We start from the raw sequence: 24515 nt of genomic DNA, 5'->3' as shown, positions 1-24515 counted from the left end.
TATAGATCGGCCGCTGCAAAAAAAGATTGAATATTCACACCTGATGTTATTTAAATAACAAAACAAGAGCGCCACGACCTGCCTGGTCGTGCTGCAACAAGGTGGAACAGCAATGAGCAAGATCGCAGTCATCGGCAGCAATATGGTGGATCTGATCACCTACATCGAGCGCATGCCAGCCCAGGGCGAAACCCTGGAAGCGCCTGGCTTTGCCCTCGGGTGTGGCGGCAAGGGGGCGAACCAGGCGGTGGCGGCAGCCAAGCTTGGGGCGCAGGTGCTGATGCTGAGCAAAGTCGGCGACGATATGTTTGCCGACAACACCCTGGCCAACTTCCAGCGTTTTGGTATCGACACCCGTTATGTCCAGCGGGTGCCTGGGGTTTCCAGCGGCGTCGCGCCGATTTTTGTGCGGGCCGACTCCCACAACAGCATTCTGATCGTCAAAGGCGCCAATGCGCATTTGTTGCCGGCGGACATAGACGCGGCGGACGCCAACCTGCGCGAGTGCACGCTGATCGTGCTGCAGTTGGAGATCAATCTGGAGACGGTCTACTACGCCATCGAATTTGCGCATCGGCACGGCATCGCGGTGCTGCTCAACCCGGCACCGGCCCTGGCCGGCCTGAGTAGGGAGCACCTGGCGTTGCTGGATTTCCTGATCCCCAACGAATCGGAACTGGCGTTGATCACCGGCCAGGTCGTGGACTCGCCGGATGCCGCCCAACGCGCCGCGCGCACGCTGGTGGCCAGCGGCATTCGCCACGTGATCGTCACCCTCGGCGAACACGGCGCGTTGTACGTGGGAGAGGAGGGGGAATTCCGGGTGCCGGGCCGAAAGGTCGTGGCACGTGACACCACGGGCGCCGGCGATGCCTTCATCGGTTGCTTTATTCAGCACTGGAGCCGCGACGGCGGTATCCGACAGGCCATGGAACAGGCCGTGGCGTATTCCGCCTGCTCAGTCATGGCGCTGGGCACCCAGACGTCTTATCCCGACAGCCAAGCGTTCGCTCGTTTCCAGCAACAGCAGTAACACTCTCAAACCAGCCCGGAGAACAATAATGAACAAACCTGCGCTGCAACAGACACCCGATGGTTTCTACCTGAACCGCACGCCCTGGTTCGCCTTTATCCTGCTGTGCAGCATCTTTGCCCTGTGGGCCGCGGCGGCGAGCATGAACGACGTGCTGATCGCACATTTCAAGAAGGCGTTTTTGCTCAGTGATTTCCAGACCGCCTTTGTGCAGTCGGCGTTTTACCTGGGCTACTTTTTCGTGGCCATTCCGGCGGCGATGGTGGTGCGTCGTTTCAGCTACAAGAGCACGATCCTGATCGGCTTGCTGCTGTACATGTTCGGCTGCCTGCTGTTTTTCCCGGCGGCGTCAACGGCCAAGTACGGCATGTTCCTGCTGGCGTTGTTTGTGATTGCCGCTGGCCTGTCGTTCCTGGAAACCGCCTGCAACACCTACTCGACCCTGATGGGCCCGCGGGAAACCGGGACGCGGCGCTTGAACATCTCGCAGACTTTCCACCCCTTCGGCGCGATGGCCGGGGTGTACGTCGGCAGCTTCGTGATGTTCAAGGACACCGACGCCACCACGGAACAACTGACACAGATGAGCGCCTCCGAGGCCGCTGTGCAGCAGTTGCAAATGATCCAGTCCACGCTGTTGCCCTACAAGTGGATGATTGCCGTGCTGGTACTGATGTTTATCCTGGTCGCCATCACCCGATTCCCCGCTTGCAAGGGCAATAAACCCGCTGACAGCAAGCCTGGCAGCCTGCGCCAAAGCCTGGGTCGGTTGTGGCGTAACCCGCGTTTTACCTTTGGCGTATTGGCGCAGTTTCTCTACGTGGGCGCGCAGGTCGGCGTGTGGAGTTTCACCATCCGCCTGGCCATGCAAATGGGCGGAATGAACGAGCGCAGCGCTTCATGGTTTTTGCTGACCACCTTTGCCGCCTACTTTGTCGGCAAGATGATCGCCAACCTGTTGATGCGCCGCCTGCACCCGGCCAAGGTCCTGGCGATCTATGGTGTGCTGTGCATTGTGCTGCTGGCCTACACCATTCTGGTGCCGAACATTTCGGCGGTGTATGCAGCGGTCGGCGTGAGTATTTTCCTCGGCCCGTGCTGGCCGACCATTTACGGCCTGACCATCGATGGCCTGGGTGAAGACACCGGCGTCGGCGGTTCATTACTGGTGATGAGCATCGTCGGCGGCGGGGTGATTCCAATCTTCCAGGGCCTGTTGTCCGACGCCAGCGGCGGCAACATGCAACTGGCTTACAGCGTGCCGTTGCTGTGCTTTATCGTGATCGTGATGTATGCGCTCAAATGCATGCGCCAATCCGCGACCTTGCCTTCGGGCGCAGCAGCGGCGGTGGCCTCATGAACACGCGTATCCCGCTGTATCCCGCGGTGTTTACCGAGCAGGAAAAGATCCTGCTGCAGTCTGAGGATTCCAAGGTGAGCGCCTGGACCTACCCGTCCGGGGTGCTGGCCGTGAGCCTGGAGAACAGCCGTGGACGCCTGGTGGTGCTGCCTTATCAAGGGCAGATGATCTGGTCGGCGGTGTTCGACGGCTGCGACCTGACCATGAGCAACCTGTTCGAGCAACCTCGGCCCAGCCCGACGGTCATCGATACCTATGGCTGCTTCATGTTTCACAGTGGTCTGCTGCGCAACGGTTGCCCGGCGCCGGATGACACCCACGCCTTGCATGGTGAAATGCCTTGCGCCCCGATGGACTCGGCCTGGCTGGAAATCGGCGAGGGCTTTGTGCGCCTGGGCGGTCGCTATCAATACGCCAAGGGCTTCGGCGATCGCTACCGGGCGTGCCCCAGCGTGACTCTGCGCGCCGACTTAGCTTTGTTCGATATCGACATGGAGGTGACGAACCTGGCCGGCAAGCCTATGGAGCTGATGTACATGGCCCACATGAACTACGCCTTTGTTGCCGATGCGCGGTTTGTCGAGCCATTGGGCATGCAGCGCCTGCGCCTGCGTACCAGCATTCCTGACCACGTCAAGCCGACGCCGGACTGGAGCGCCTACATGGCGCAACTCGCCGAGCAGCCCGGGCAATTGGCGTGTCTTGATCAGCCAGGGTTGTACGACCCTGAAATTGTGTTTTTCTTCGACGGCGTCGGCACAGATGCCACCGGCCAGGCGCATTTCCTGCTGGATCACCCCGACGGCGCGGCGTTCTACACCCGCTATCGCCCCGAACAATTCGAGCACGCCGCACGCTGGATCCTGCACACGCCGGATCAGCAAGTGGCAGCGTTCGTGCTGCCATCGACGTGCGAACCCGAGGGCTATAACGCCGAGAAAGCCAAAGGCCACGTGCGTCTGCTGGCGGCGGGAGCCAGCGCCTCGTTCAGTGTGACCACCGGTTATCTGAGTGCGCAGGAACGGTTGCGGTTGCTGGGTTAAACCAGCAATTGCGCGCCGTGGGCCTGGATGGCTTCCTTGTAGCTGCGGGGGATTTTCTTGTCGCTGACCACGTACTGAAAGTCCTCCAGGGTGGCGAAGTGAGCTGTGCGCACCGTGTCGAACTTGCTGAAGTCGGCGAGCAACACCCGTTGCTGGGCCTGGCGCATGACCTTTTGCTTGACCTCGACCTCGTTGAAGTTGAAGCACGTCACGCCGAATTCCTGGCTGACACCCGCGGCCGTCACGAAGGCCCAGGTCAGGCGCACGCTGTCGAGGATGCTGCTTTCGGCCGTGTTTTCAAACACCTGGTTCTTGCGGTGAAAGGTCCCGCCGCACAACACAATGTGGCAGTTGGGCTTGCCATGCAGCTTAAGCAGCACGTTCAGCGAGCTGCACACCGCAGTGAATTCCAGCTCATCGGGGATGAAGTCAATCACAAAGGGGGAGGTGGTGCCGCAGTCGAAAAACACCGTGTCACCGGGCTGGATCAGCCGCGCGGCGAGTTTGCCGATGCGGCGCTTTTCCTCGACGTGGCGCGTGTCCTGCTCGGCAACCCGGTAATCGCTGACCTCACTGCCGACGCGGGTGATGTAGCCACCCAGCAGGCGCAGGTGATCGCTGAAGTGGTTGAGATCGCGGCGCAGGGTCATCTCCGAAACCTCCAGCAGCGCCGCCATTTCCCTCAGGTGAATGGCGTTCTGGTCCTGCAAGGCTTGTTGGATAAGCTTGAGTCGCTCGGCTTTTCTACTGTCCACGAGTATTCCAGGGCTTGATTGTTTGTGTTAGATAAGTAACATTTAGTGTTATTATTGTAACGTATTAGTGTGAGCGCTGTGACAGGCGGCACACGATCATTCGCAACATACAGGCAAGGGCTCGTTAAATGAACACTCTTCAACCCGCAGCATTGGCCAAGTACATCGATCACACCTTGCTGGCTCCCGATGCCTCCCGTGAGCAGATTCGCACCTTGTGCGAGGAAGCCCGGGAGCACGGTTTTTATTCGGTGTGCCTGAACTCAGGGCAGGTGCCTTACGCCGCATCGTGCCTGGCCGATGACAGCGTGGTGATTTGTGCCGTGGTGGGCTTTCCGCTGGGCGCCGGCCTGAGTGACACCAAGGCCTTCGAAGCCGAACAGGCGATTGCCGCCGGGGCAGGGGAGATCGACATGGTGCTCAATATCGGCTGGTTGAAGGACGGTTTGCTGGAGGCGGTGCGCGAAGACATTGCGTTGGTCCACAAGGCGTGCGGCGCCGTGCCGTTGAAGGTCATCCTGGAAACCTGCCTGCTTGATGACGAAGAGAAGGTCCAGGCCTGTAAAATCTGCCGGGACTTGGGGGTGGCGTTCGTCAAGACGTCCACCGGGTTCAGCCGAGGCGGTGCCACCGCCGAAGACGTGGCCCTGATGCGTAAAACCGTGGGCGCCGGGGTTGGGGTCAAGGCTTCCGGGGGCGTGCGCGATTATCCGACGGCACTGAAGATGATTGAAGCCGGGGCAACACGCTTGGGCAGCAGTTCGGGGGTTGCGATTGTCGGCGGGGCGATGACGGCGGCGAGTGGTTACTGAGCTTCGGGCCGACGCTTGGTGACCTGTCGGGAAATCCCGACAGCCTTCGTAAATCATTAGAGCAATATCGGGATTTCCTCATGGCTCTTTGCTATATGTCACGCTAGAGTGATTGGAAGATTTAATGAAGTCTTGATTTCTCCGGCCTCGGCCGAGGCCGCAGGACACTTCATACCTGTGGAGTGCACCATGAAAGTTCTAATCGCCGATGACTCATCCATGTCCCGCAAGATGGTCTTGCGTTCCCTGCCTGAATCACTGACCGAAGATGTTCGCCAAGCCTGTAATGGTGCCGAGGTGATGGAGGCCTACCACGCCGGGCACGTCGATCTGCTTTTTCTCGACCTCACCATGCCCGTCATGGACGGTTTCCAGACGCTGGAGGCGCTCAAGCGCGAAGACGCCAATGTGGTCGTCGTGGTGATCAGCGCGGACATCCAGCCCCTCGCCAGGCAGCGCGTATTCGACCTGGGCGCTGCTGCATTCGTCGCCAAGCCAGTTACGGCAGAAGCCGTACTCAATGCTTTGCACGTCATAGGAGTGCTTTGATGGAAACCTTGGCCGAGCTCACCGAAGACCAACGTGACGCCCTGCAGGAACTGATGAACATCGCCATGGGACAGGCGGCCGAGCGACTGGCCCTGCTGACCAATACCATGGTGACGCTTTCGGTTCCTTTTATTCACCCGCTGATTCGGGAACAGAATAACCTGGCGATCCCGGAGCATCTGCGCCGAAGCTTCATGATTGTCACCCGTCAGTCTTTCCTGGGGGAGTTACGCGGAGAAGTGTTCGTGTGTTTTGGCGCCATGGGGGCAGATGAACTGGCCGAGCTGCTGGGCTACAAGGGCGGCGGCCTGGCCCAGCAGGACGAGTTGATGCTTGATGTCACCAATATCCTGACCGGCGCCTGCATCAGTGGGCTGGCAAGACAGGTGGCGACTCAAGTGAGCTATGACGCACCCTCCATTCTCGTCCACAGGGAGCAGGAAGCGAACGCACTGGATGAATTGAACCTGAATGAACACCTTGCGATGGTGTTGGAAATCCGTTTCGAGGTTCAGGCTCATCAATTCTCCTGCGACCTGCTGATCTGCATCACTGAACGTACAGCAGGCGTTGTCGTTCGGGCCATTGATCGTTTGCTGGACGAGCTTTGAAGGGGGCTCCCATGACCGACAATAAGGCAATCTCCCGGGAAACCCTTGAGTCGATGCTCAAGGCCATCAACATGGGCGTGCTGCTGGTCGACCAGGACTGCAAGGTGCTGTTCTCCAACCACTTTATGTCCATCAACAGCGGCCGCAGCGCTGAAGAACTGATCGGCCGTACGCTGTTCGAAGCTTTTCCGGAACTGCCGGAAGTCTGGACCCGGCAGAAGATCAACAGCGTCATGACTCTGCAAAACTTTGCTTTCACTTCGTGGCAGCAACGTCCGCACCTGTTCAATTTCGAAAGCACCCGACCCATCAGTGGCATGGTCCGGCACATGTATCAGAACTGCACCTTCTTCCCCGTGCAAGATGCCGATGGCAGCAATCTTGGCGTGGGCCTGGCCATCAGTGACACGACCGATACCGCTGCGCGTCAAATCGAGCTGACGCACCTCAACCAGTTGCTGGAAGAAGAAAAGGGCGCCCAGGCGCTGCTTATCGCGCGGCTCGAAGAGGCACAGGCGCAGTTGCTGCAGTCCGAGAAAATGGCCGCGATAGGGCAACTGGCTGCCGGCGTGGCCCACGAGATCAATAACCCGATCGGTTTCGTTTGTTCCAACGTCAACAGCCTGCGCCGTTACCTCGTGGACATCTTCGCGCTGCTCGAGGCCCATGAACAGGCGACCGATGACACGCATGCCAGTGCTCATCCCGAGCTTGCGGTGATGCGGGACAAGATGGATTACACCTTCATGCGCCAGGACATCGACGACCTGCTGGCCGAGTCGGCCGACGGGCTTGACCGGGTCACTCGCATAGTCAAGGACCTGCGCGAGTTCTCCCATGTCGACAGTTATGAATGGCAGTTGGCCGATCTGCACAAGGGGCTGGACAGCACCCTCAACGTTATCTGGAACGAGATCAAGTTCAAGGCTCAGGTGATCAAGTGCTACGGCGATATCGAGCCCATCGAATGCATGGGCTCACAGATCAATCAGGTTTTCCTGAACTTGCTCATCAATGCAAGCCATGCCGTGGGTGCCGACGGCGAAATCACCATTAGCAGCGGGAGGGAAGACGGCGGCGTGTTCGTCGAGATCGCCGACAACGGTCATGGCATTCCCCTTGAAATCCAGAACCGGATATTCGAACCGTTCTTCACAACCAAGCCGGTGGGCATGGGGTCGGGCCTTGGCCTGTCGTTGTCGTACAGCATCATGGTCAAGCACCATGGACGGCTCACCGTCGAAAGTGAGCCGGGCAGGGGGAGTCGCTTCCGCGCTTGGTTACCATTACGCCAGCCGGTGATACAGGCTGTCTCTACTTGCGCCGTTGAAGGACGCTGATCATGGATAGGCTGTCTTCCAGCGTAAAACGGCATACCGTCATGCTGGTGGATGATGAAGAAAGTATCCTCAACAGCCTCCGACGCCTGCTGCGCGCAAAGCCTTACGACTTGCTTCTGGCCACGAGCGGGGCCCAGGCGCTGAGTCTTTTCGAACAACATCCTGTCGACCTGATCGTCTGCGACGCGCGCATGCCGTTCATGGACGGACCGACCTTGCTGCGCGAGGTGCATAGGCGCGATCCGCAATGCGTAAATATCCTGCTGACCGGTTATGCCGATATGAGCATGATCACGCAGGCGCTCAACGATGGGTACGTGTTCCGTTACATCAGCAAGCCCTGGAATGATGAAGAGCTCAAGCTCACTCTCGATCAGGCTCTGGAAATGAAGAGAGCGTCCGGTGAGCGTAACCCTCCGAATACGGCCCAACCCTATAACTCAACTAAATGACTATTTAGTTGAGTTATTCTTTTTGTTTTTTTTGTGGGCGGCATAGGGCAGTTTAATCGTTGTCACCCAACCGTGGACTGTTGGTATTCTTAATGGCTGAAACATTCAACTCGTAAAGGAATACCCGATGCCAATATACCTCGCTGCCGAATCAGAACTGCACGTGGGTCAAAACTCATTCACAGAAGCACCTGCGGAAGAAGGAACTTGCGTTGTCGTATTCGAAGACGACGAAGACACCGGCTATTTCTACGCTCTGGATACAGCGGCTGAAAGCAACCCGATTCAAGACGCGCTGCATATCTACAACGTTGCGGACGTTTCAGACAAACATAAACCCTCCAGTTTGAAGATCGGTTGGTCCGTTGATCACACCAAGGCCGTGTTGCTAATCAACGATTATCCGCATGCCATATTCGATTTCACGGCGAAACAAGGCTATTGCCGTACCGGGTTCCCACCGCACACTGGCAATGGTTGGTCTGAACATGGCCACGATTGGGATGATGCTGCGCTTGAACTGTTCGCATGAGTATGAGGATGAGCTTGGGTTAGCCAGGCTTTTTCTTCTGCGCAAAGGATCTACCAGGTTTAACGGGCAGGCAGCGCCACAGCGAGTGTCGTCATCGTGTTTTTCCATCAGGCGAGAAACAGGGGTGTCAGAGCCCAACGAGGACATTCTGTTGGTTCGCATAATGTATATTATGTTAAACGAGGTGCTATGTCAGATATGTTCATAAGCCACGTAAGTCACTGATTCGACGAATTCGTGTTTGACGTCTACTTTCTCAACGGGCCATGTCCATAGTGTTCATGACGATTCCTTGAATGAGGTGGCTGTCGATGAAACTGATTCAGTGCAGGTTCTCTTCAGGTCAACGACTACCGCTGCTTGTACAAGCTGGTGATGCGACGCCGTTGCCCATACTCATTCCATTCATCTACGTCCAACTCAAACTCAGGCACCGCGCTTACAACACGGCTGCGGCGCACCTGCGCGCGATCCAGGCTTTCTACGCTTATGCCAAAAGCCGAGATATGGATATCGATGAGGCCATTTTGGCCTGCCACTTTGATGCGATTCTGGCTTTGCTGGACGGTTACGCTATTTGGCTCCAAAGTGGCCGTCATGCCGATAATCTGATCGCCCGAATCGGCAAAGCTGGCACTGTACTTTTTCAGCAGATCAGTTCACGAACACGTGATCAGTACCTGCGCCTGCTGAAGAAATACCTGTCTTGGTGCGTCACCCGTTACATCCCACGCGCCCGTCAGAATTCAGCCACACAGGCTGACATCAACGTGGTATTTGCCGATGTTGCCGACGTCATTGAACGGCGCTTTGAGAGCCATATCATCAATGCTCGTCCCGACCGCACTCGTTACCGCAGCCTGACAGATACGCAACTACAGATTGTTCGCACACTGATTCGTCCGGGCGCTGCGGAGAATCCTTTCCCGGAGCGTTTGCAACTGCGTAACTGGCTAATGATTGAATTGCTCTTGGAGACCGGCATCCGTCGCGGAGAGCTTCTGAAGCTCTACACCACGGATATCAATAAAGGTTCTCAGCACGCCTATGTCAGCATCAATGATCGCGAACATGATCCCCGCGACCCGCGCGTTGAAGAGCCTGCGCTCAAAACACATGGGCGGACCGTAGGCATCTCCGCACAGTTATATGAGGTCTACGAGCGCTATATCCAGAGCGACCGGCGTCCTCAGCGTGACGGTAAACCGATGAAATTGCTGTATCGCTATCTGTTCATCTCGGATCGTGGCCGCCCGCTGTCGATCCGCGCGTTGTCTAACGTTCTTGACCGGCTGTTTCTGACCATTGAACTGGCTCATCCAGGATTGTTGCCTACACTTTCTGCGCATGACTTTCGCCACACCTTTGCAGACCACTTTTTAGCTTACCTGGTCGAAAAGCGTGGGCATGACCTCGAACGGGCCACGGACGAACTGCGGCGAGTCTGCGGTTGGTCTGAGACCTCGACGATGCCACGCCGTTACGCAGGTCGTTATCTAGCGGAGTCGGCCAACCTCCACAATGCCCAGCGCACCTCGGCAGCCTGGAGCCGACTTGACAGTTAAGGAGGTTCGCCGTGGCCAAATCAGCCGATCAAAAACAGGCAACACCACCCTCCTCTTTGCCAGCTTACGTGTTCAGAGGACCCGCTTACGTTGCAATTCGAACTCGCACTAATGACCAGCCACGCTACGTCGATACATCGTTGGGTGCTCATAAACTTCCTCCTATGCTCAAAGCATAGGCTGGAGATGTCTACGGTGTCGGGGGCAGTCCAAAGCATAGGCTGGAGATGTCTACGATGCCGGGGGCAGTCCATGTCGTCGACCGACCGCGAGTATGGTTTTGATGCCGGCTCACGTTAAATCGAACTCACTCATGGCAATTCGCTAGCAACTCCCGCTGCCAAGATTTAGGATTTAGATCAGCCGACAGACATTGTCATTTTGAGCCAAGGAAGCTGCTCACTCGCCGCCTTACGCTCAGGCCACGACCGTTCGAAACAGGGAGAGCTTCAATGAGTTCCAGCGATGCCGAGAAAATTGCCAACGACGCGTTAGATTCGTTCCAGCAAATTGAACAAATTGCTTCCAAGCAGCTCGCTACCGGAAGTCGCGAAGCCTCGGAAGCTTTGGCCGTCGTCAATACCTTCACTGGCGCGGCGGCCGTCGAGCAGATTGCTTCCATCTCGGATGACGTGACCAAGTCACTGATAAGCCTCGTTCGAGAGCCAGCTGTGTCGCGGATAGTGGTGGAGAACGAGAAAGGCCAGGTTGAGACGTACTATATCTGCCGCACGACTGGGGGATTCGTCCTCAATCACGGCAAGCTAGCAGGTTACCGCTCTCCTTTCGGACGTTTGGCTGCCCACGGCGCAGGTGATGACGTTGATCTAGAGATAGCGGGAAAAAAAGTCAGCTACCGCGTCTTGGATAAACTCGAGTTGAAGCCCCAGAAAAGCGCTGCGCTCTGGGACTCAATCGATAGCATTTGGCGGCAAGAACGCTCAGCACCTCAGACGATCCCCTCTCTTCGCAAGGTTATTCAGCCGGGCGACGAAAGCGATTCTTTTTTCGCCATGCTCGCCGGCAGCTCTGAAACCGAGAAGATCAGGGAAGGTGTACGTCACCAGATCCGAAACGCTATGGCCCTTCGAGACCAGGCGATTCTCGACAAATTCCAGGACGAAATCTTCCGCCTCTCCGTAGACCACCAGCTCATCATCCTCGGCCCACCGGGGACAGGCAAGACAACCACCTTGATCAAACGTCTTGGGCAGAAGCTGGACTGGGAAGCGCTTAGCCAGGAAGAACGCCTCTTGCTGGGCCCACAGTCTAAGCGCTCAAGCTGGATGATGTTCACGCCATCAGACCTCTTAAAGCATTACGTCAAAGAGGCCTTCAATCGCGAGAACGTGCCGGCTTCTGACGAGCATATCAAGACCTGGAGCAAGCGCCGGCATGAGCTGGCAAGGTCGACATTTGGCATCCTCAGGACGGGCAACGGTGGCACATGCATTCTGAAAGAGGATCGCCAATTCGCCCCGGAGGACATCAACGATGATCCGCGTCAGTGGTTCACCGATTTCAAAACACATCACCAAAGCCGTCTCCTCGCCGCCCTGAAGGAAGGAGCAATTCTGCTCCGGGATTCTGCCCCGAACCTAGTAGATGCGGTGGTGCACAAGCTGTTTGCCACGGCCGAGGGACTCCGACCAGAAGGGCTGCTGAGTGCCTATGCCGAGTGGAACAATCTTGAGGCGCGGATTGACCCTATGCTCAAAGCCAGTCGTGCAACCACAGATGACTTGATCAAGAGGCAGGGCAACCTCCTCTACAACCACAACAAGGCCATCTTCGCAGAAATGGCCGCCTTCCTTGATAGCCTCGGTCAAAATGATGAAGACGACGATGACGGTGCCGAGTTTGATGATGATAGTGCTGAAGAAGGTACGCCGACCCAATCACACACCGCAGAGCTCAAGGCATTCACGGCTTACCGCAAGTTTCTCCAGGCCTATGCGCGTACTCGCTATCGCAATGGCAATCTAGGCAAGACAAGCCGTTCTGCTCAACTACGGAACTGGCTTGGAGATCGAGTCCCTCCAGATCAATGGATTGAAACACTCGGGCGGGAGATGTGTTTCCAGAACGCCCTGCGGCGCTTTAGAGACGCGTGGAAACGCTACATCCTTGATGTACCGGCAAGCTACAGAGCGTTCCGTCGCGACAGCGTTACGCTTGATAGGTACCGCTATGAGCGGCCAGAGCACGCTTCCCACATTGATGAGACAGAGCTCGACGCGATCCTTCTCCTCATGCTTCGATCAGCTCGTGAACTGATCCGCCAGGATTTCGTAAAACGGCATATCGACGAACCTCGCTTCACCGAGTTGGCCAGGATCTCGAGCCAGTTCCTGCAGCAAGTCCTAGTGGACGAAGCCACGGACTTCTCGCTCCTCCAGCTAGCTTGCATGGAAAGCCTGACTGACCCTGCTATTGAATCGTTTTTTGCCTGTGGAGACTTCAATCAACGGATCACAGGGGTTGGCCTCAAGCAGCTCGATCAACTTGAGTGGATTTCCCCTCGCCTCAAGCCTCAACGTATCAATACGGTCTATCGGCAGAGTCGCCTGTTGAACAGCTTCGCGGCCAAGCTGCTTGAGCACATGGATGGAGACACCGAAGCAGTAGGAAGCCTGCCGGAGCACTCTACTCACGAAGGTGTACTGCCGGTGCTAGGTGAGAACCTACGGGGTGAAGACGTCGTCACCTGGGTCGCCGAGAGGATCTTCGAGATCGAGGATCAGATCCGCTCCAAAAATGAGCCAGTGCCTACGATTGCTGTCCTGGTCGATTCCGAGGCGGACGTGAAGCCCATTGCCGAAGCGCTCACCAAAAAACTGGAGAGCAGGAGTCTGATTGCAGCCCCCTGTGTCGATGGTCAGTCCTTGGGAAACCAATCCGATATCCGGGTATTTGATGTCCAGCACATCAAGGGGCTCGAGTTCGAAGCAGTGTTCTTCATCGGGCTGGATGAGCTCGTCGAAGCCAAACCTACTCTGTTCGAGCGATTCCTGTATGTGGGCGCCACTCGTGCGGCGACCTATCTCGGTATGGTCTGCCACAAAAAGCTTCCTGATACGTTGGAAAAACTTCGTCCAGCGTTTGGCATCACCTGGTAGCAAATCCAGCGACTTCAGAATTAGATCCTAAAACCATTTAATATTTAAAAGGAACCTCCCCATGCATTACACACCAAATCAGCAGACGGGCGACACAGGAGAGCTCATTGTAAAGAAAGAATTTGTCAAACTTTTTGGCTGGCCATACAGACGCCAAGAAGTAGATCTAGGGATAGATGCTGAATTCGAGACGCTGCTCGAAGGGAATTTAGCTTCTGGCAGGATCGTAAAAGTCCAAGTGAAAGCCACATCCGAATCGTTTGTCGACGGCATCAACACTGTTTACCCAAAGCCTGAGCACGTTGAGTATTGGAAGACGCTTTCAGTCCCAGTAATACTGTGCGCTGTCAGCACAACAACCGAAGAGATTCTTTGGAAAGTAATAGAGCCAGAGATAGACTATTCAACACCCAAAGGCGCCAAGGTTGAGTTCGACAGAGCAGTGGACAAGCTAGATATCTCTGCAAAATCTAAGCTTGAGAGGATCGCGACATTCGGAAACAGCATTATCCTGCATCTGGCAGAAATCACATCACGTTCCGTAAACGGCTTCTTTGATGAGCGCGGAAATGGTTGGCTGTCGATCGAAAACCCATCTTCCTTGGAACAACACGCAGCCAATGAAGAAGCCATCCTCATAATTTATAGACTGATCAATCTAAGTAAAGGGCGCGTACCACCTCACGTTGTCCAAATGGTAGACAACATGAATCGCCTATGGAATCAATTAGACCTTGAACTGCACAGACAACGAACGGCGGATCTCTATTGAACTTCTAGCACGCCCGTCTGATATAACCTCTGTAAGAGGCATGATCGTACAGATGCGGGCCTCGTAAGCGGAGCGCGCAGGCCGCCCCGGCCGAAGGCGTGCGGGATGGAAGCCCGAAGGGCCGAGACCCGTGAAATGCGGGGCTCGGTTCACGACAGCCTGGCCGCGCAGCGGCACGCCCAAGCTACCAATCTGAATCGCCCCTAGTTTCGTACACGTTCCAAGCCTCATAGAGCGGCCGAGTTCCTGACTTATGTGAAGGTGGACGGAATAGCCACCCAATGGCGACTCAATTACGCTTGCTCCAGACCACGATGCACTTGGCCTCGGGTTTAATAGCCCCCACAAAACCTCTTGCAGCGAGGGTATCGATCAGTCGGCGATCTACATCATGAGCCGGCAGGTTCACGCGCCGTTTGTTGAGTAACGCCTGATACTCCTCGCCCACGAGCGGCAATACTCCAGCCGTTTCTGGCCAACTGCAGCCCATCGAGAGAGCATGGATCAGCATGTTGATCCTTTGCTCTCTAGAGAGCGCCCCGTCCAGAAGCAACTTCAGCAGCGTCGGGAGGTAGGCCTCTGGGAATCGCAATCCATCTCGGGTCGCGCGATCACACGCTCTAGCCAATGCTTCAACGGCACCGTCACACGTTTCATAGGCGTCGCAAGGAATGCCCGACCATATCTTGATGCTCTCAGCAGTCGAGCACACCTGTGCGTTGGTCAGTTCAAGGGCCAACGACACCGGCAACGCCGACATGTCCATATGTTCACGGGCGACACCCCACCGGCGGATGAGGTAAGTCCCTAGATAAGAGAAAGCGTGATCGGCGATGAAGGCCCGAACTTCCTCCCTGTACTCGACCATGTCACCATTGGCGAACATCGCCCACCGATTGCGTGGCGCCGCGGTGTCCATGACAACGCTTGGGCTCAACACCACCTTCGAGAAAAGCGTTCGTAGGGTTGCATTCTCGACTTGCGGCGTGCGAACGAGGAAAGTTTGCAAGCCAGCGTTGCGGCTGGCGTCCTGCCACAACTCTTCAGCCAAGTCTTGAGCGTTGTGCTTGAGAAACTCCGCGAAATTATCCAGCGCCGACTCGCCCAAATCGACGAAATCTTCTGATTCTTTATCTGCTACCAGGGCGCGATTGAAGTACGTCCAAGCTGCACTGCCCACAGGCCGAACACGTCCCGCCATCATGATTTGCGCCCATAACGAGGTAGGTACCGCGTCAAGGTCAGTCAAACTGCAGGTTGTCTGCTCGAGCAATACCTGCAGTGTGTAGGCTTCAAACTTGCAAAGTCCGAACAAGGCCACGAGCGATTCCGGTGTCTCTTCGAGCGATCCTTCCTGGCTCACGAGCTGCGCCACGAAACTGTCCGGGTCTCCCTCGATCAGGCTGTCCAGGCCAGTGATTTCCAGCTTGCTAAGCCGATGGTACGTTACCCTAACGCTCTGATTTTTCGGATCCAGTATCTGGCAGAGCAATTGCAGCATTCTGAGATTAAGGGCCAAACAACCCCACTCCACCATTTGCCGCAAATCTCCAGACGAGGCACTCGCATCAAGCTTGGAGAATTGCGCTGGCAACTCCCTGACCCACCTCCATCCGTTTTGACTACTCGCAAGCTTCGCCGCAAGAATCGAAGTATCACGCAGCTCATTGATAGCCGTCCTCAACCGGCCTGACTTATCGTCGAGGGTCTGCATCTCCTTAGGCGTCAGCGAATCCAGAAGAGCAATGAGGAACTGCTGCCGCAGGGTGGATGTTTTGAATCGATCGTGGCTGAGCAGTAACGAAATGAGATCGCGGTCTGCGCCATACATTGCTCTCATAAGCACAGAACCGTACGTCCCAGAAACAATCGGTGCTACCGCCTCGGCGAAACGCTCCTTGTAATCATGACCGTTTCGGAGGATCAAGCGAAGTTTGTCCCTTCTGGCAACCACCTCATCCTTACGCGACTGCAAAAGCTCATGAATAAGATCGACCATAATGCCGCGCCCGCCATCTACCGAATCCAGATCCAACTTCCTGATCACAAGCTCCGGATTATGTATTGGAGTGGTCACGTCGTACTCCTCCCCCCTGACAAGCCCCATGATGAGGTTCTTATCCGATTGAGTGAGTGATCCCTCGTAGAAATATCCGAGGTAATCGACGTAATCCGTGTCGAAGAAACCACGGTGAACGAGGAACGTTATGAGCTCTAGCCCTTTTAGGCGTTTGGCAAGCTCTGCGCCGTACCCCAGTGAAACGATCTGCCGAAAACCTGCCGTTTTGAGGCGTAGCACTTTGCTTCGATTCGTTTCAAGTTGCTCATCCAACTCATCGAGCGAGGTCTGAAAGCGTTGCAGGCGCTCATCGTAACGTGCCTCTTGCAAAGCCTTTTTAGACAGGACAGCTTGGCCGTTATCTTGCCAGTTTGAAATCACAATTGGTTGCACGCTTCGACATGCTACTACCTGGGCGAATACAGGATCCGATACAAAGTCCAGTAGCGTGATCGCAGACCCGCCATCTAGCCGCACGTGGTTTGCAGTGGGTTTGTTCCCAAGTTTCAAAATCTCAAACCAGACGGACAAACGTAGATGCTCCACGCTATCGGCCACCTCGTCTTCACGTGCTGCCCGCTGATCCTCTAGCGCTTGAGCTGCCGTTTCGAGTAAGTCGGTTTCGGCTTTTACCCACTTCGCGTATCCATCAATGACGCTATAGATCGTGCCCCGCCGCTTGACCAAGTCCGCATAGGCATTGGGGTGCAGATTTCGGATCGCAACCATCGCAAACAGCTTGTTTGGATCCAGCTCCAGACCGTCCTTAGCCAGTACGTTCGCGTAGACGTCATACTCGTTGACGATGTTCTTGATCAGCCTCATTTCGTCGATGTAGTAGCACACCGTCTCGATGAGTTTGAGATTCAAGCCATCATCGAGCGGTTTGCCGGCCACCTGGCGGGCCTTCATGAGCTCGACCAGCTTTTCCCTGGAGTTCTCGGAGTTGATCACAGGGATGATGGGGATAATGAGGTCGAAGAATTTTGTCTTGTCCGTGACCGTGAACAGCTCATCACGGATGGCGTAGACGAAATGGACAGAACGCTTGACCTGGGGTGATCGCTGGATGATGAAGTTGATCTCTCGCAGCCTGAAGAAGATGTCCTGGATGTCGAAGCGATCCAGGTCTTCAATGACCACCACGTTGATATCACTGCGCTCGAAGCAGTAGATGATTTCATCGACGTTCTTATGAAGCACCGAGCCATGGTGAGTCGCTTCAAGCTTGCCTCCCTTGAGGGTCAGCCCATCGATGGTAAACAGGGACATGAACCTCAACCCGGCGTACAACAGATAGATTGCACCAATCGCCACTCCAGCCAGCGCTGCAGACTCGGGAAGAACCATTAAGCCCTTGATCAGCCATTCAAGCGACACGGTTTTTATCATCGCAAGCTTGGGTACATAGAGCCTCAAGGCGCAGACGGCAAGCAAAGTGAACCCCAGGGTGCGCATGCTAATACTGAAGTTTGAGGCCTGGGCTATCCGTTTCAGTCGAGTCTTGGGCACTTTCGCTGCGGGCACCGCGTAGAGCAGTTGCTGGACGATGGTCTCTTCAATGCGATTGACCAGATCGACATCCCCAGGTGAGTGCTCGCCCCCGGTAACAGCCGGGCCCTCAGGTGCGGAGTCAGGGTCGGGAGGTTGGCCACTAGGCTGAGGAGTCAAACCCAAGGTGGGTTTGCTGAAGGTCGCGAGGGACACATAGGTGTGGTTGAACTGTGGATGGTTGCTGAAGAATGTCTTCAGCACGCTGCTCTTACCCGCGCCATAGCTACCTGTGAGCGCGATGTTCAGAACATCGGAGTTTTCCAGGGCATGTAGCAACTCGCGCTCATACCGGGCCGATCGGCCGTCCGTGACAATGACGGGGGTCAACGGCTCAAAGAAAGGATCAACGTTGCCTCTCTGATGCCGTGTGGACAGCACCTTCCACGCAGCTCCCCCTCCAACCACAAGCGCTTCCCACGCCAAGCCTAGACGATTTTTGATAGCTCCCAGCATCTACCCAGATCTCATGCAATGGCCTTCCGTGTCCCGCCGAGCAGGCAATGGCCGCTAATAATATGCAGCGGTGGCGCTGCAACAAAATCCAATAGCGGCTATATGACATATTCGGTCACGAAACACCACGCAAGCGCACCCCGTGCCGCCGTCGAACATACCTCCACCATCACTGGATGGACGGATAAAGGTCGGGGCGACGAGACTAATGACCGGGGGAAAGCTAGGTCTATGAACACTAATCGATGAACAGTCGCGCTGATTTAGAGACCATTGAGTCAGCAATCTCGAGCCCTTGATCGCCTTATGAACATCTGACATCGCCCACTTGTTAAATCATGTATCAGGCTCAGCCACTTCGGTTCGTGTCCAATCCCACATACCTCCGGTCAAATCCCCACAAACCCCCGTTTCCGAGAAAATCAAAAGCTCTGTTCGGGGGTCAGCAATGCGGTCGTGGTGGCACCAACAACCGCCCCCACCAAAACCGCGGCCGCCTGGCTGGCAGAACGCTAACTGACCAGATAGCAGCGTTGATTGCGCGCCGCCAGCTCCATCAGCACCACGGACGACACCCCGATCTCCCCTCCGGTCGCGAACCCTTGCAGCAACCGCGAGAGCACCAGCAACACCGTGGCGGTGACGCCGATCGATGCATGCGTCGGCATTAACGCGATCAAGGCGGTACCGGCTGCCATCAATAGATTGGTGACATTCAAGCCGGCTTTTCGCCCTTTGCGGTCGGCGAGGTTGCCGATCACTATTGCGCCCAGCGGGCGCATCGCTAAACCGATGCCAAACGTCAACAATGCCATCAGCAACGAGGCGAACGAACTGTCCGATGGTAAAAACAGCTTGCCGATGATCACGGCAGAAAAGCTGTATACCGTGAAGTCGTAGATCACCAGGCCATTGCCAACGACTGTCGCCAGTATCACGTTCTTCGATTGCCTGAAGGTCACCGGACAATCGCCAGATTCAAGATAAGACATTTAGGCCGAGGTCCCGTCGAGTCAATCAAAGCGCGCTGGGTAGCGAACACGTGGGCCCAAAAGGCCCCTCATGGGCACGTTGGGCGCTAACAGCTCGATCGACGGGCTATTGATTTGTAGTAGCGTCCTGGCGGGAGCATCCTACGGAACAATATCAGGCTTGTATGTACCCCTTTTATAACGCCAGCAGGCGCGCACTCACTGCGGCTCCGCGCCGCACGCTTGATGTCGGAAGATCACGAGCGCTCGCACTGATTGACCCGTTGAGCGCCTTTGACGATCGCCCAACCTATCAATCAGCCCGCGGCTCTTTCCCCCACACGTTGACGTGACACATTCAACGCCACCAACGACGCCAGGATCGCCATCACCATCCCCGCGAGAAACCCACCGCTATACCCCGCCTGCGCAGTCAACCCCACCAGCAAGGTCGAAGACAGCATTTCCCCCAGATCACGCGTGCTTTGCACGGCGGTCATGTCCGTACCGGCCTGGTCGCTTTGCGCGGCGAAGGCCATGGAGGCAGTCATGATCACCACCGAGGTGGCGCCGGTCGCGAACGAGCCCAGGCCCACGGCCAACCAGATCAGTCCGGTTTGCGTGGCAAGCATGCCGTTGGCTTGCAGCAGCCAGGTCAACGCGGCAGCGCCGGCCATGCCTACCGCCAGGATGAACGTCGGCCACAGCCCCAACACCCGGATCAACCACGCACCACCGCCGCAGCCGAGGACGATGGTGACCACGCCGCCGCTCATGCCCAGTTGGCCGATAGCCTGCAAGGACCAACCGGCGTCATTCAGGAACAGCTTTGACAAGCCAAAACCCGACACTGACGTCATGGCCGACAACAAGGCCAGCACCACCAGCGCCAGCGCCTTCGGCCGCCTGATGAACCGCCATAATGAGGCATGCGCCACATCTGGCTGTTTTTCCTTGGCCGGTGCCACGAGCAGCCAGCCGACGCACACCAGACTCAACAACGGCACCAAAGCCAGCAGACTGAACGCGCTGGTTTGCCCCAGGTAGCCGCTAAGCAGCAAGGTGCCGGCGCCGCCAACGAAGAAGCCGACCATGGTGCCGCCCACTTGGATGGCGTTAATCCGCGCGAGCATGTTGCCGCTAAAGTACTCGGCTGCCATGCCGTCGGTGGCGATGTCCTGGGTGGCGCTGGCCAGCGAGGCAACAATCAGCAGGCCCACGGCGATGCCTGCCGTCTCGACGCGCAGGCCGATGCTTGCCAGGCAGGCAATGCACAGCAGCACCAGTATCTGCATGGGAATGATCCAACTGCGGCGCCGTCCCAGGCGTGGGCTCCAATGGTTATCCACCTGGGGCGCCCAGAGGAACTTGACCACCCACGGTATCCCCACCAACGGCAGGAAGGCCAAGGCGTGGAGCGCCGCGCCGTCATGACGCAGCAGGGTCGGCAAGGCGTCCATGGCGATGCCGAAGCAAATGCCTTGGGACAGGTACAACAGTGCAAAGGTCAGCACCATGCGCCAATGTTTCAACAGATCCAGCATTACAAGTCTCCCCTCAGGCAACATTGGCGGCGGCAGCCCGTGCCGCGCGCGTAAAAGAAATCAGGCGCCGCAATGCCCACAGGGCACTGGCCGCGCACAGCAGCAACACAAGATCGATGGGCCACAGCGGCACGCTGCCTTGTTTCAGGCTGCCGGCCAGGTGCAGCAGCGCCGCCGCCAGGAAGCCCAGGCCCGTCACGGCCAGCAGCAGGTGCAGCGGTTGATGCCTGGGGGGCATCAGGCAGGCCAGCACCAGGCTGGCAAGCCAACCGCCCCAGAACCACCACGCCAGGTTGGCACTGCCCAGCGCCCCCGCGCAGAGCAATACCGCCGTGGCCGCCAGCAACCCGCCACCGCCGCCGACCACCAGGCGCAGTAGCACCTGCCAACCGCCGCCGGCCTTGAGGCGCCGACGCTCCAGCCACAGGTACAAGCCGCTGAGCACCAACCCCGCCGCCGCCAACGCCATGCCGAAATGCACGGCACGCAGCAGTGACCCGCCAACAGGCACCCAGCGGTAGTCGGCAAAGTGCAGCGGCTGCACCGCAATAAACGCCTGCAACCACAGACCGCGCCCGCTGGCGCTGCTGGAGCCGACGGCGAGGCCGTCAGCGGCGCGATAGGCATGCCGTTCAAAGACGGCCGTACTGGGCAGGCCTTGTTGGATACCGCTCACTTCCACCCAGGCATCCGGCTCACCCCAGTGGTGCAAGGCGACGTTTTGAGCAGAGAACCCCGGATGGGCGACGGCGTCCTGGTGCAGCAACTGATCCAGATCGACCGCCGGCGCCGAAGCCGTTGTTCGGTCGACCTGCGGCGGTGCCCCCAGCAACTGCATGAACGCTTGCTGCGGCGCGCCCGGGAACGCCTGCGCGGCTAGCCCCAAGGTGCCGAGCGCCCCTAGGCCGGACAACGCGCCAGTGATACCAAACAGCAGCAACCAGGGCCCGCACCAACGGCCGATCAGGCTGTGCAAGTCATGGGCGAACACCCGTGCCCCACGGTCGCGCCGCAGGCGCTTGAGGTCTTGCAGGCGCCCACTGTGTAATGCACTGCCTGCCCAGATCATCAGCAACAACACCACGCCCAAAAAGCTGATCAAAATCCGGCCGGGAAAACCGATGAACAGACTTTTGTGCAGGTTGAACAGGATATCAGCCGCGTTGCCTGACGCCAGCTCACGGCCGCTGACGGGGTCCAAGGCGACCGTGCAGTCCTTGGGCGATGCACACAACTCGACCACCGAGTGGCGGCTGTCCGGCAAACGAATGCGCAATTCACCGAGCGCCAGGCCGCGCTCGCGAGCGATAGCCGGCCATTGCGCGACCGGTAGCGCCGGCCCGTGAGCCAACGCCGCCGGGCCGCGAAACCAGGCGCGCAAGTCTTCATGGGCCATGCTCCACGCCCCCGTCAGCAGGATCACGAACAGCAGTACTCCAAACACCCCGCCTGCCCCGGCGTGTACACGCTGGACCAATGCCCTCGGTGCGCCCATCAGGTTCATCGCCAGGCTCCATCCCAAAGCAGCCAGGGCGTAAACAGCAGCAGCCAGACGCTGGAGCGACAGACCACGCGTTTGCGATCCGGCGCCAGCAACGACCACAGCAGTACCGTCACCAGAAACCCCAAGCCCAGGAACACGCCGGCATACAGCCGCTCCAGCCCACCGCCCCACGGATAATGCCGCGCCAGCAGGACGGCCAGTTGCAGGCTGCTGAGCACGCTGCCCGCCAGCGCCAGACAAATGCGCAGCGGCCAGGAACCGAGGGCCGGCGCGGCCATCAGAACGTACCTCGCAGGGTCAGATTGAGGCTGCGCGGTTCGCCATAGCGGTTGTTCCAATTGACGTTGGACAGGCTCTGGTAGTACTTGCGGTCCGCCAGATTGTTGCCGTTGACCGCGGCAGTCCAATGCTCGTCGATGCGGTAGGCGACCCGCGCATTGAGTAAGGCATAGCCGCCCTGCTCCAGGGTCACAGCCCCGGATTGGGTGGAGTAATCACTTTGCGCCTGCACGCCGGCACCGACGCTCCAGCGGCGGTCCTGCCACGGCAACTCGTACTGGGTCCACACCCGCGCCATGTGGCGCGGCGTGAAGCTGGCATAGCGCTCACCCGAAGCGTTGGTGTCCTTGAGGTACTCGGTGCTGGTGTAGGTATAACCGGCGGAGACGTTCCATTCGGGGGTGATATAACCGCTGCTCTCCAGCTCGAAGCCCTGGCTGCGCACCTTGCCGCCGCTGATGTAGTAGGTGGTCGACCCCACACCTGGATGGTCCGGGTCGACTTGCGGGTTGTTCTCCAGGTCGATACGGAACACCGCCAGCGACACATTCAAACGCCCGTCCGCCAACTCGCCCTTGATCCCGGTTTCATAGGTCTTGCCCTCCACCGGTTTGAGCAGGTCGCCGCTCCAGGTTTGCCCGGTCTGCGGCTGGTAGACCTCGGCGTAGCTGGCGTACCACGACCAGTTCTGCGCAAAGTCCCAGATCAAGCCGCCATACGGGGTTATTTCCCGGCCGGGGGTGAAGTGGCTGGTCGGCGCGTTCTGGTCCCACCAACTGGCCCGGCCGCCGATGACCAGGGTCAGCGGATCGAGCAGTTTGTAGCGGGTCAGCGCGTAGACGCCCTTGGAGGTGGTCGTCGTGGAACCGGGCGATGTGTAGGCGCCGATCCCGGGTTTGGGCACACTGCTCGGGTCCCAGCGATAGACATTCACCGGCACGTTGAGCGGCGTGGTGAACTGGGCGGTGCGCTGCTCGGTTTCGCCGTGGCTGTAGTTGGTGCCCAACAGCAACTCATGGCTGCGGCCAAACAACGAATACGGCCCATTGACCGAGGCATCCACGCTCTTTTGAATGCTGCTGAATTTATACGCAGCGCCCATCAAGCGACCGCCATCGCCGGTGAGCGGGTCGATGGCGCCAAAAGCACCGGCATAGCGCAGGCTTGAGTCGGCATCCTGGTATTCGGCGGCGACCTTGGCTTTCCAGTCGTGATCCAGTTGCTGCTCAAGAGAGCCGAACACCCGGCGCGTGGTCCACTTGAAGCGGTCCCAGTCCACGTCCAGATAGGTGGAGCGCGACAGGTTCAGGCTCGACCCGTCCTTGGCCATGGGCACGCCGGCCATGTTGGTCACCGAATCGATGGTCTGGTATTGCGCGCCCAGTGTCAGCAGGGTGTCTGGGTTCAGGTCGAATTCGGTGATGCCGTAGAGCAACTGGGTGTCTTGCTTGCCGACATCGTAGAAGTAGTCGCGATCCTCGTAGGCCGCCACCACGCGCCCACGCACGTTGCCAGTCTGGGTCAGCGGCCCGCCGACATCCACTTCGCCACGGTAACGGTCCCAGGTGCCGCCGCTGAGGGTGGTGCTGGCGGCGAATGCCTTTTGTGGGCGCTTGCGCACCAGGTTGACCGTGGCCGCCGGGTTACCGCTGCCGTGCAGCAAACCATTGGAGCCACGCAGGATTTCGACGCGCTCATACACCGCCATGTCCTGAGGCGAACCGGCGGTTTCACCGAGCATCGCCGGCACGCCATCCAGTTCGAAAGAGTTGATCTTGAAGCCACGCACGTAGTACGCGGTGGTCAGCAACTGGAACGGCTGCACCGTCACGCCAGTGGCCTGCTGCATCACTTCATCGAGGCTGAACAGGTTTTGCTGCTCGATGCGCTCATGGTCGATGACGCTCACCGACTGCGGCGTTTCCCGCAGTTTGAGCGGTAGCTTGCCGATGGTGGTCACGCCGGGCGGGGTCACCTCGCCCGAGGTGTCGTCACCCGCGACCTTGATGTCAGGCAATTGCACGGTCGCAATCGCCTGTGCCAACGGGCTCAGGCCCAGCACCAGCACCATCCCCAGTTGCGCCCCATTACGTTGGAAACCCCGCCCCGCCTTTGTTGCTCCCCGGTGTGACATTGCCCAGCCTCTTTATCGATAATAATTCGCATTAGTATCGTTTAAACGAACGCTGCGACTTTTCGATTAAGGGC

Annotated in this window: 18 protein-coding genes and 1 pseudogene; 12 read left to right on the top strand and 7 right to left on the bottom strand. The window is 57.8% G+C overall.

The annotated features are described in order from the left end of the window. Nucleotides 1-112: 112 nt before the first annotated feature. Genes rbsK through HDC32_RS01990 form a run of 3 tightly spaced genes read left to right on the top strand, consistent with a single transcriptional unit; the run spans nt 113 to nt 3436 of the window. On the top strand, nt 113-1033 hold the full coding sequence (gene rbsK / locus HDC32_RS02000) for a ribokinase (protein WP_184742266.1): 921 nt from the start codon (nt 113-115) through the stop codon (nt 1031-1033). 28 nt (nt 1034-1061) lie between these two features. Beyond that, nucleotides 1062-2393, top strand: a complete 1332-nt coding sequence (gene fucP, locus HDC32_RS01995; protein ID WP_131696278.1) for an L-fucose:H+ symporter permease — start codon at nt 1062-1064, stop codon at nt 2391-2393. After that, nucleotides 2390-3436, top strand: a complete 1047-nt coding sequence (locus tag HDC32_RS01990) for an aldose 1-epimerase family protein (protein ID WP_184742264.1) — start codon at nt 2390-2392, stop codon at nt 3434-3436. Before fucP ends, HDC32_RS01990 begins: the two co-directional genes overlap by 4 nt. Here HDC32_RS01990 and deoR read toward each other — a convergent pair. Continuing rightward, a complete protein-coding gene (deoR, locus tag HDC32_RS01985) occupies nt 3433-4191 on the bottom strand; it encodes a DNA-binding transcriptional repressor DeoR (RefSeq protein ID WP_131696280.1) in 759 nt (252 codons plus the stop codon). The two genes, HDC32_RS01990 and deoR, sit on opposite strands and share 4 nt — an antisense overlap. Nucleotides 4192-4319: 128 nt before the next feature. Here deoR and deoC point away from each other — a divergent pair, with 128 nt between their 5' ends. The 9 genes and pseudogenes from deoC (at nt 4320) to HDC32_RS01940 (ending at nt 13943) form a co-directional block, all read left to right on the top strand. Beyond that, the gene (gene deoC, locus HDC32_RS01980) at nt 4320-5003 is read left to right on the top strand and encodes a deoxyribose-phosphate aldolase (RefSeq protein WP_131696281.1); all 684 of its coding nucleotides are present in this window, start codon (nt 4320-4322) and stop codon (nt 5001-5003) included. 189 nt (nt 5004-5192) lie between these two features. Then, complete coding sequence (locus HDC32_RS01975; RefSeq protein ID WP_131696282.1) at nt 5193-5552, top strand: response regulator; 360 nt, start codon at nt 5193-5195, stop codon at nt 5550-5552. Further along, nucleotides 5552-6163: a chemotaxis protein CheC gene (locus tag HDC32_RS01970; protein WP_131696283.1), complete on the top strand. Its 612-nt coding sequence runs from the start codon at nt 5552-5554 to the stop codon at nt 6161-6163. Before HDC32_RS01975 ends, HDC32_RS01970 begins: the two co-directional genes overlap by 1 nt. An 11-nt stretch (nt 6164-6174) precedes the next feature. Next, nucleotides 6175-7503: an ATP-binding protein gene (locus HDC32_RS01965; RefSeq protein WP_145337836.1), complete on the top strand. Its 1329-nt coding sequence runs from the start codon at nt 6175-6177 to the stop codon at nt 7501-7503. Between the two features lie 2 nt (nt 7504-7505). Next, nucleotides 7506-7913, top strand: a pseudogene (locus tag HDC32_RS01960) (response regulator); the annotation flags it as partial. A gap of 169 nt (nt 7914-8082) precedes the next feature. Continuing rightward, complete coding sequence (locus HDC32_RS01955; protein ID WP_145337838.1) at nt 8083-8487, top strand: DUF2251 domain-containing protein; 405 nt, start codon at nt 8083-8085, stop codon at nt 8485-8487. Nucleotides 8488-8798: 311 nt separating this feature from the next. Continuing rightward, nucleotides 8799-10052 carry a site-specific integrase gene (locus HDC32_RS01950; RefSeq protein ID WP_184742260.1) on the top strand — a complete coding sequence of 418 codons (1254 nt, stop codon included), beginning with the start codon at nt 8799-8801 and terminating at the stop codon, nt 10050-10052. Nucleotides 10053-10504: 452 nt separating this feature from the next. After that, nucleotides 10505-13171 carry an ATP-binding domain-containing protein gene (locus HDC32_RS01945; RefSeq protein WP_184742258.1) on the top strand — a complete coding sequence of 889 codons (2667 nt, stop codon included), beginning with the start codon at nt 10505-10507 and terminating at the stop codon, nt 13169-13171. Between the two features lie 61 nt (nt 13172-13232). Further along, complete coding sequence (locus HDC32_RS01940) at nt 13233-13943, top strand: DUF4365 domain-containing protein (RefSeq protein WP_184742255.1); 711 nt, start codon at nt 13233-13235, stop codon at nt 13941-13943. A gap of 289 nt (nt 13944-14232) precedes the next feature. On the opposite strand, the gene HDC32_RS01935 is transcribed toward HDC32_RS01940, so the two are convergent. From HDC32_RS01935 to HDC32_RS01910, 6 genes are all read right to left on the bottom strand, one after another. Continuing rightward, nucleotides 14233-18009 (bottom strand): hypothetical protein, encoded by a 3777-nt coding sequence (locus HDC32_RS01935; protein ID WP_184742253.1) that lies wholly within the window; start codon nt 18007-18009, stop codon nt 14233-14235. A 512-nt stretch (nt 18010-18521) separates the two neighbouring features. Further along, nucleotides 18522-19001, bottom strand: a complete 480-nt coding sequence (locus tag HDC32_RS01930) for an MFS transporter (RefSeq protein ID WP_260403570.1) — start codon at nt 18999-19001, stop codon at nt 18522-18524. A 296-nt stretch (nt 19002-19297) separates the two neighbouring features. Beyond that, a complete protein-coding gene (locus tag HDC32_RS01925; protein WP_184742251.1) occupies nt 19298-20524 on the bottom strand; it encodes a RhtX/FptX family siderophore transporter in 1227 nt (408 codons plus the stop codon). A gap of 13 nt (nt 20525-20537) precedes the next feature. Then, nucleotides 20538-22028 (bottom strand): PepSY domain-containing protein, encoded by a 1491-nt coding sequence (locus HDC32_RS01920; RefSeq protein ID WP_184742249.1) that lies wholly within the window; start codon nt 22026-22028, stop codon nt 20538-20540. Then, entirely contained in the window at nt 22025-22306 is a 282-nt protein-coding gene (locus HDC32_RS01915) for a hypothetical protein (RefSeq protein ID WP_034097888.1), read from the bottom strand. The genes HDC32_RS01920 and HDC32_RS01915 overlap by 4 nt, the downstream gene beginning before the upstream one ends. Then, nucleotides 22306-24378, bottom strand: coding sequence for a TonB-dependent siderophore receptor (locus tag HDC32_RS01910; RefSeq protein ID WP_184744068.1), 2073 nt, complete (start codon nt 24376-24378; stop codon nt 22306-22308). Before HDC32_RS01910 ends, HDC32_RS01915 begins: the two co-directional genes overlap by 1 nt. Between the last annotated feature and the right edge of the window lie 137 nt (nt 24379-24515).

The sequence above is a fragment of the Pseudomonas sp. JAI120 genome, assembly GCF_014207255.1.
Classification (GTDB): domain Bacteria; phylum Pseudomonadota; class Gammaproteobacteria; order Pseudomonadales; family Pseudomonadaceae; genus Aquipseudomonas.
Note: the sequence above shows the minus strand (reverse complement) of the source record. Positions and strands in the feature narration are given on the sequence as shown.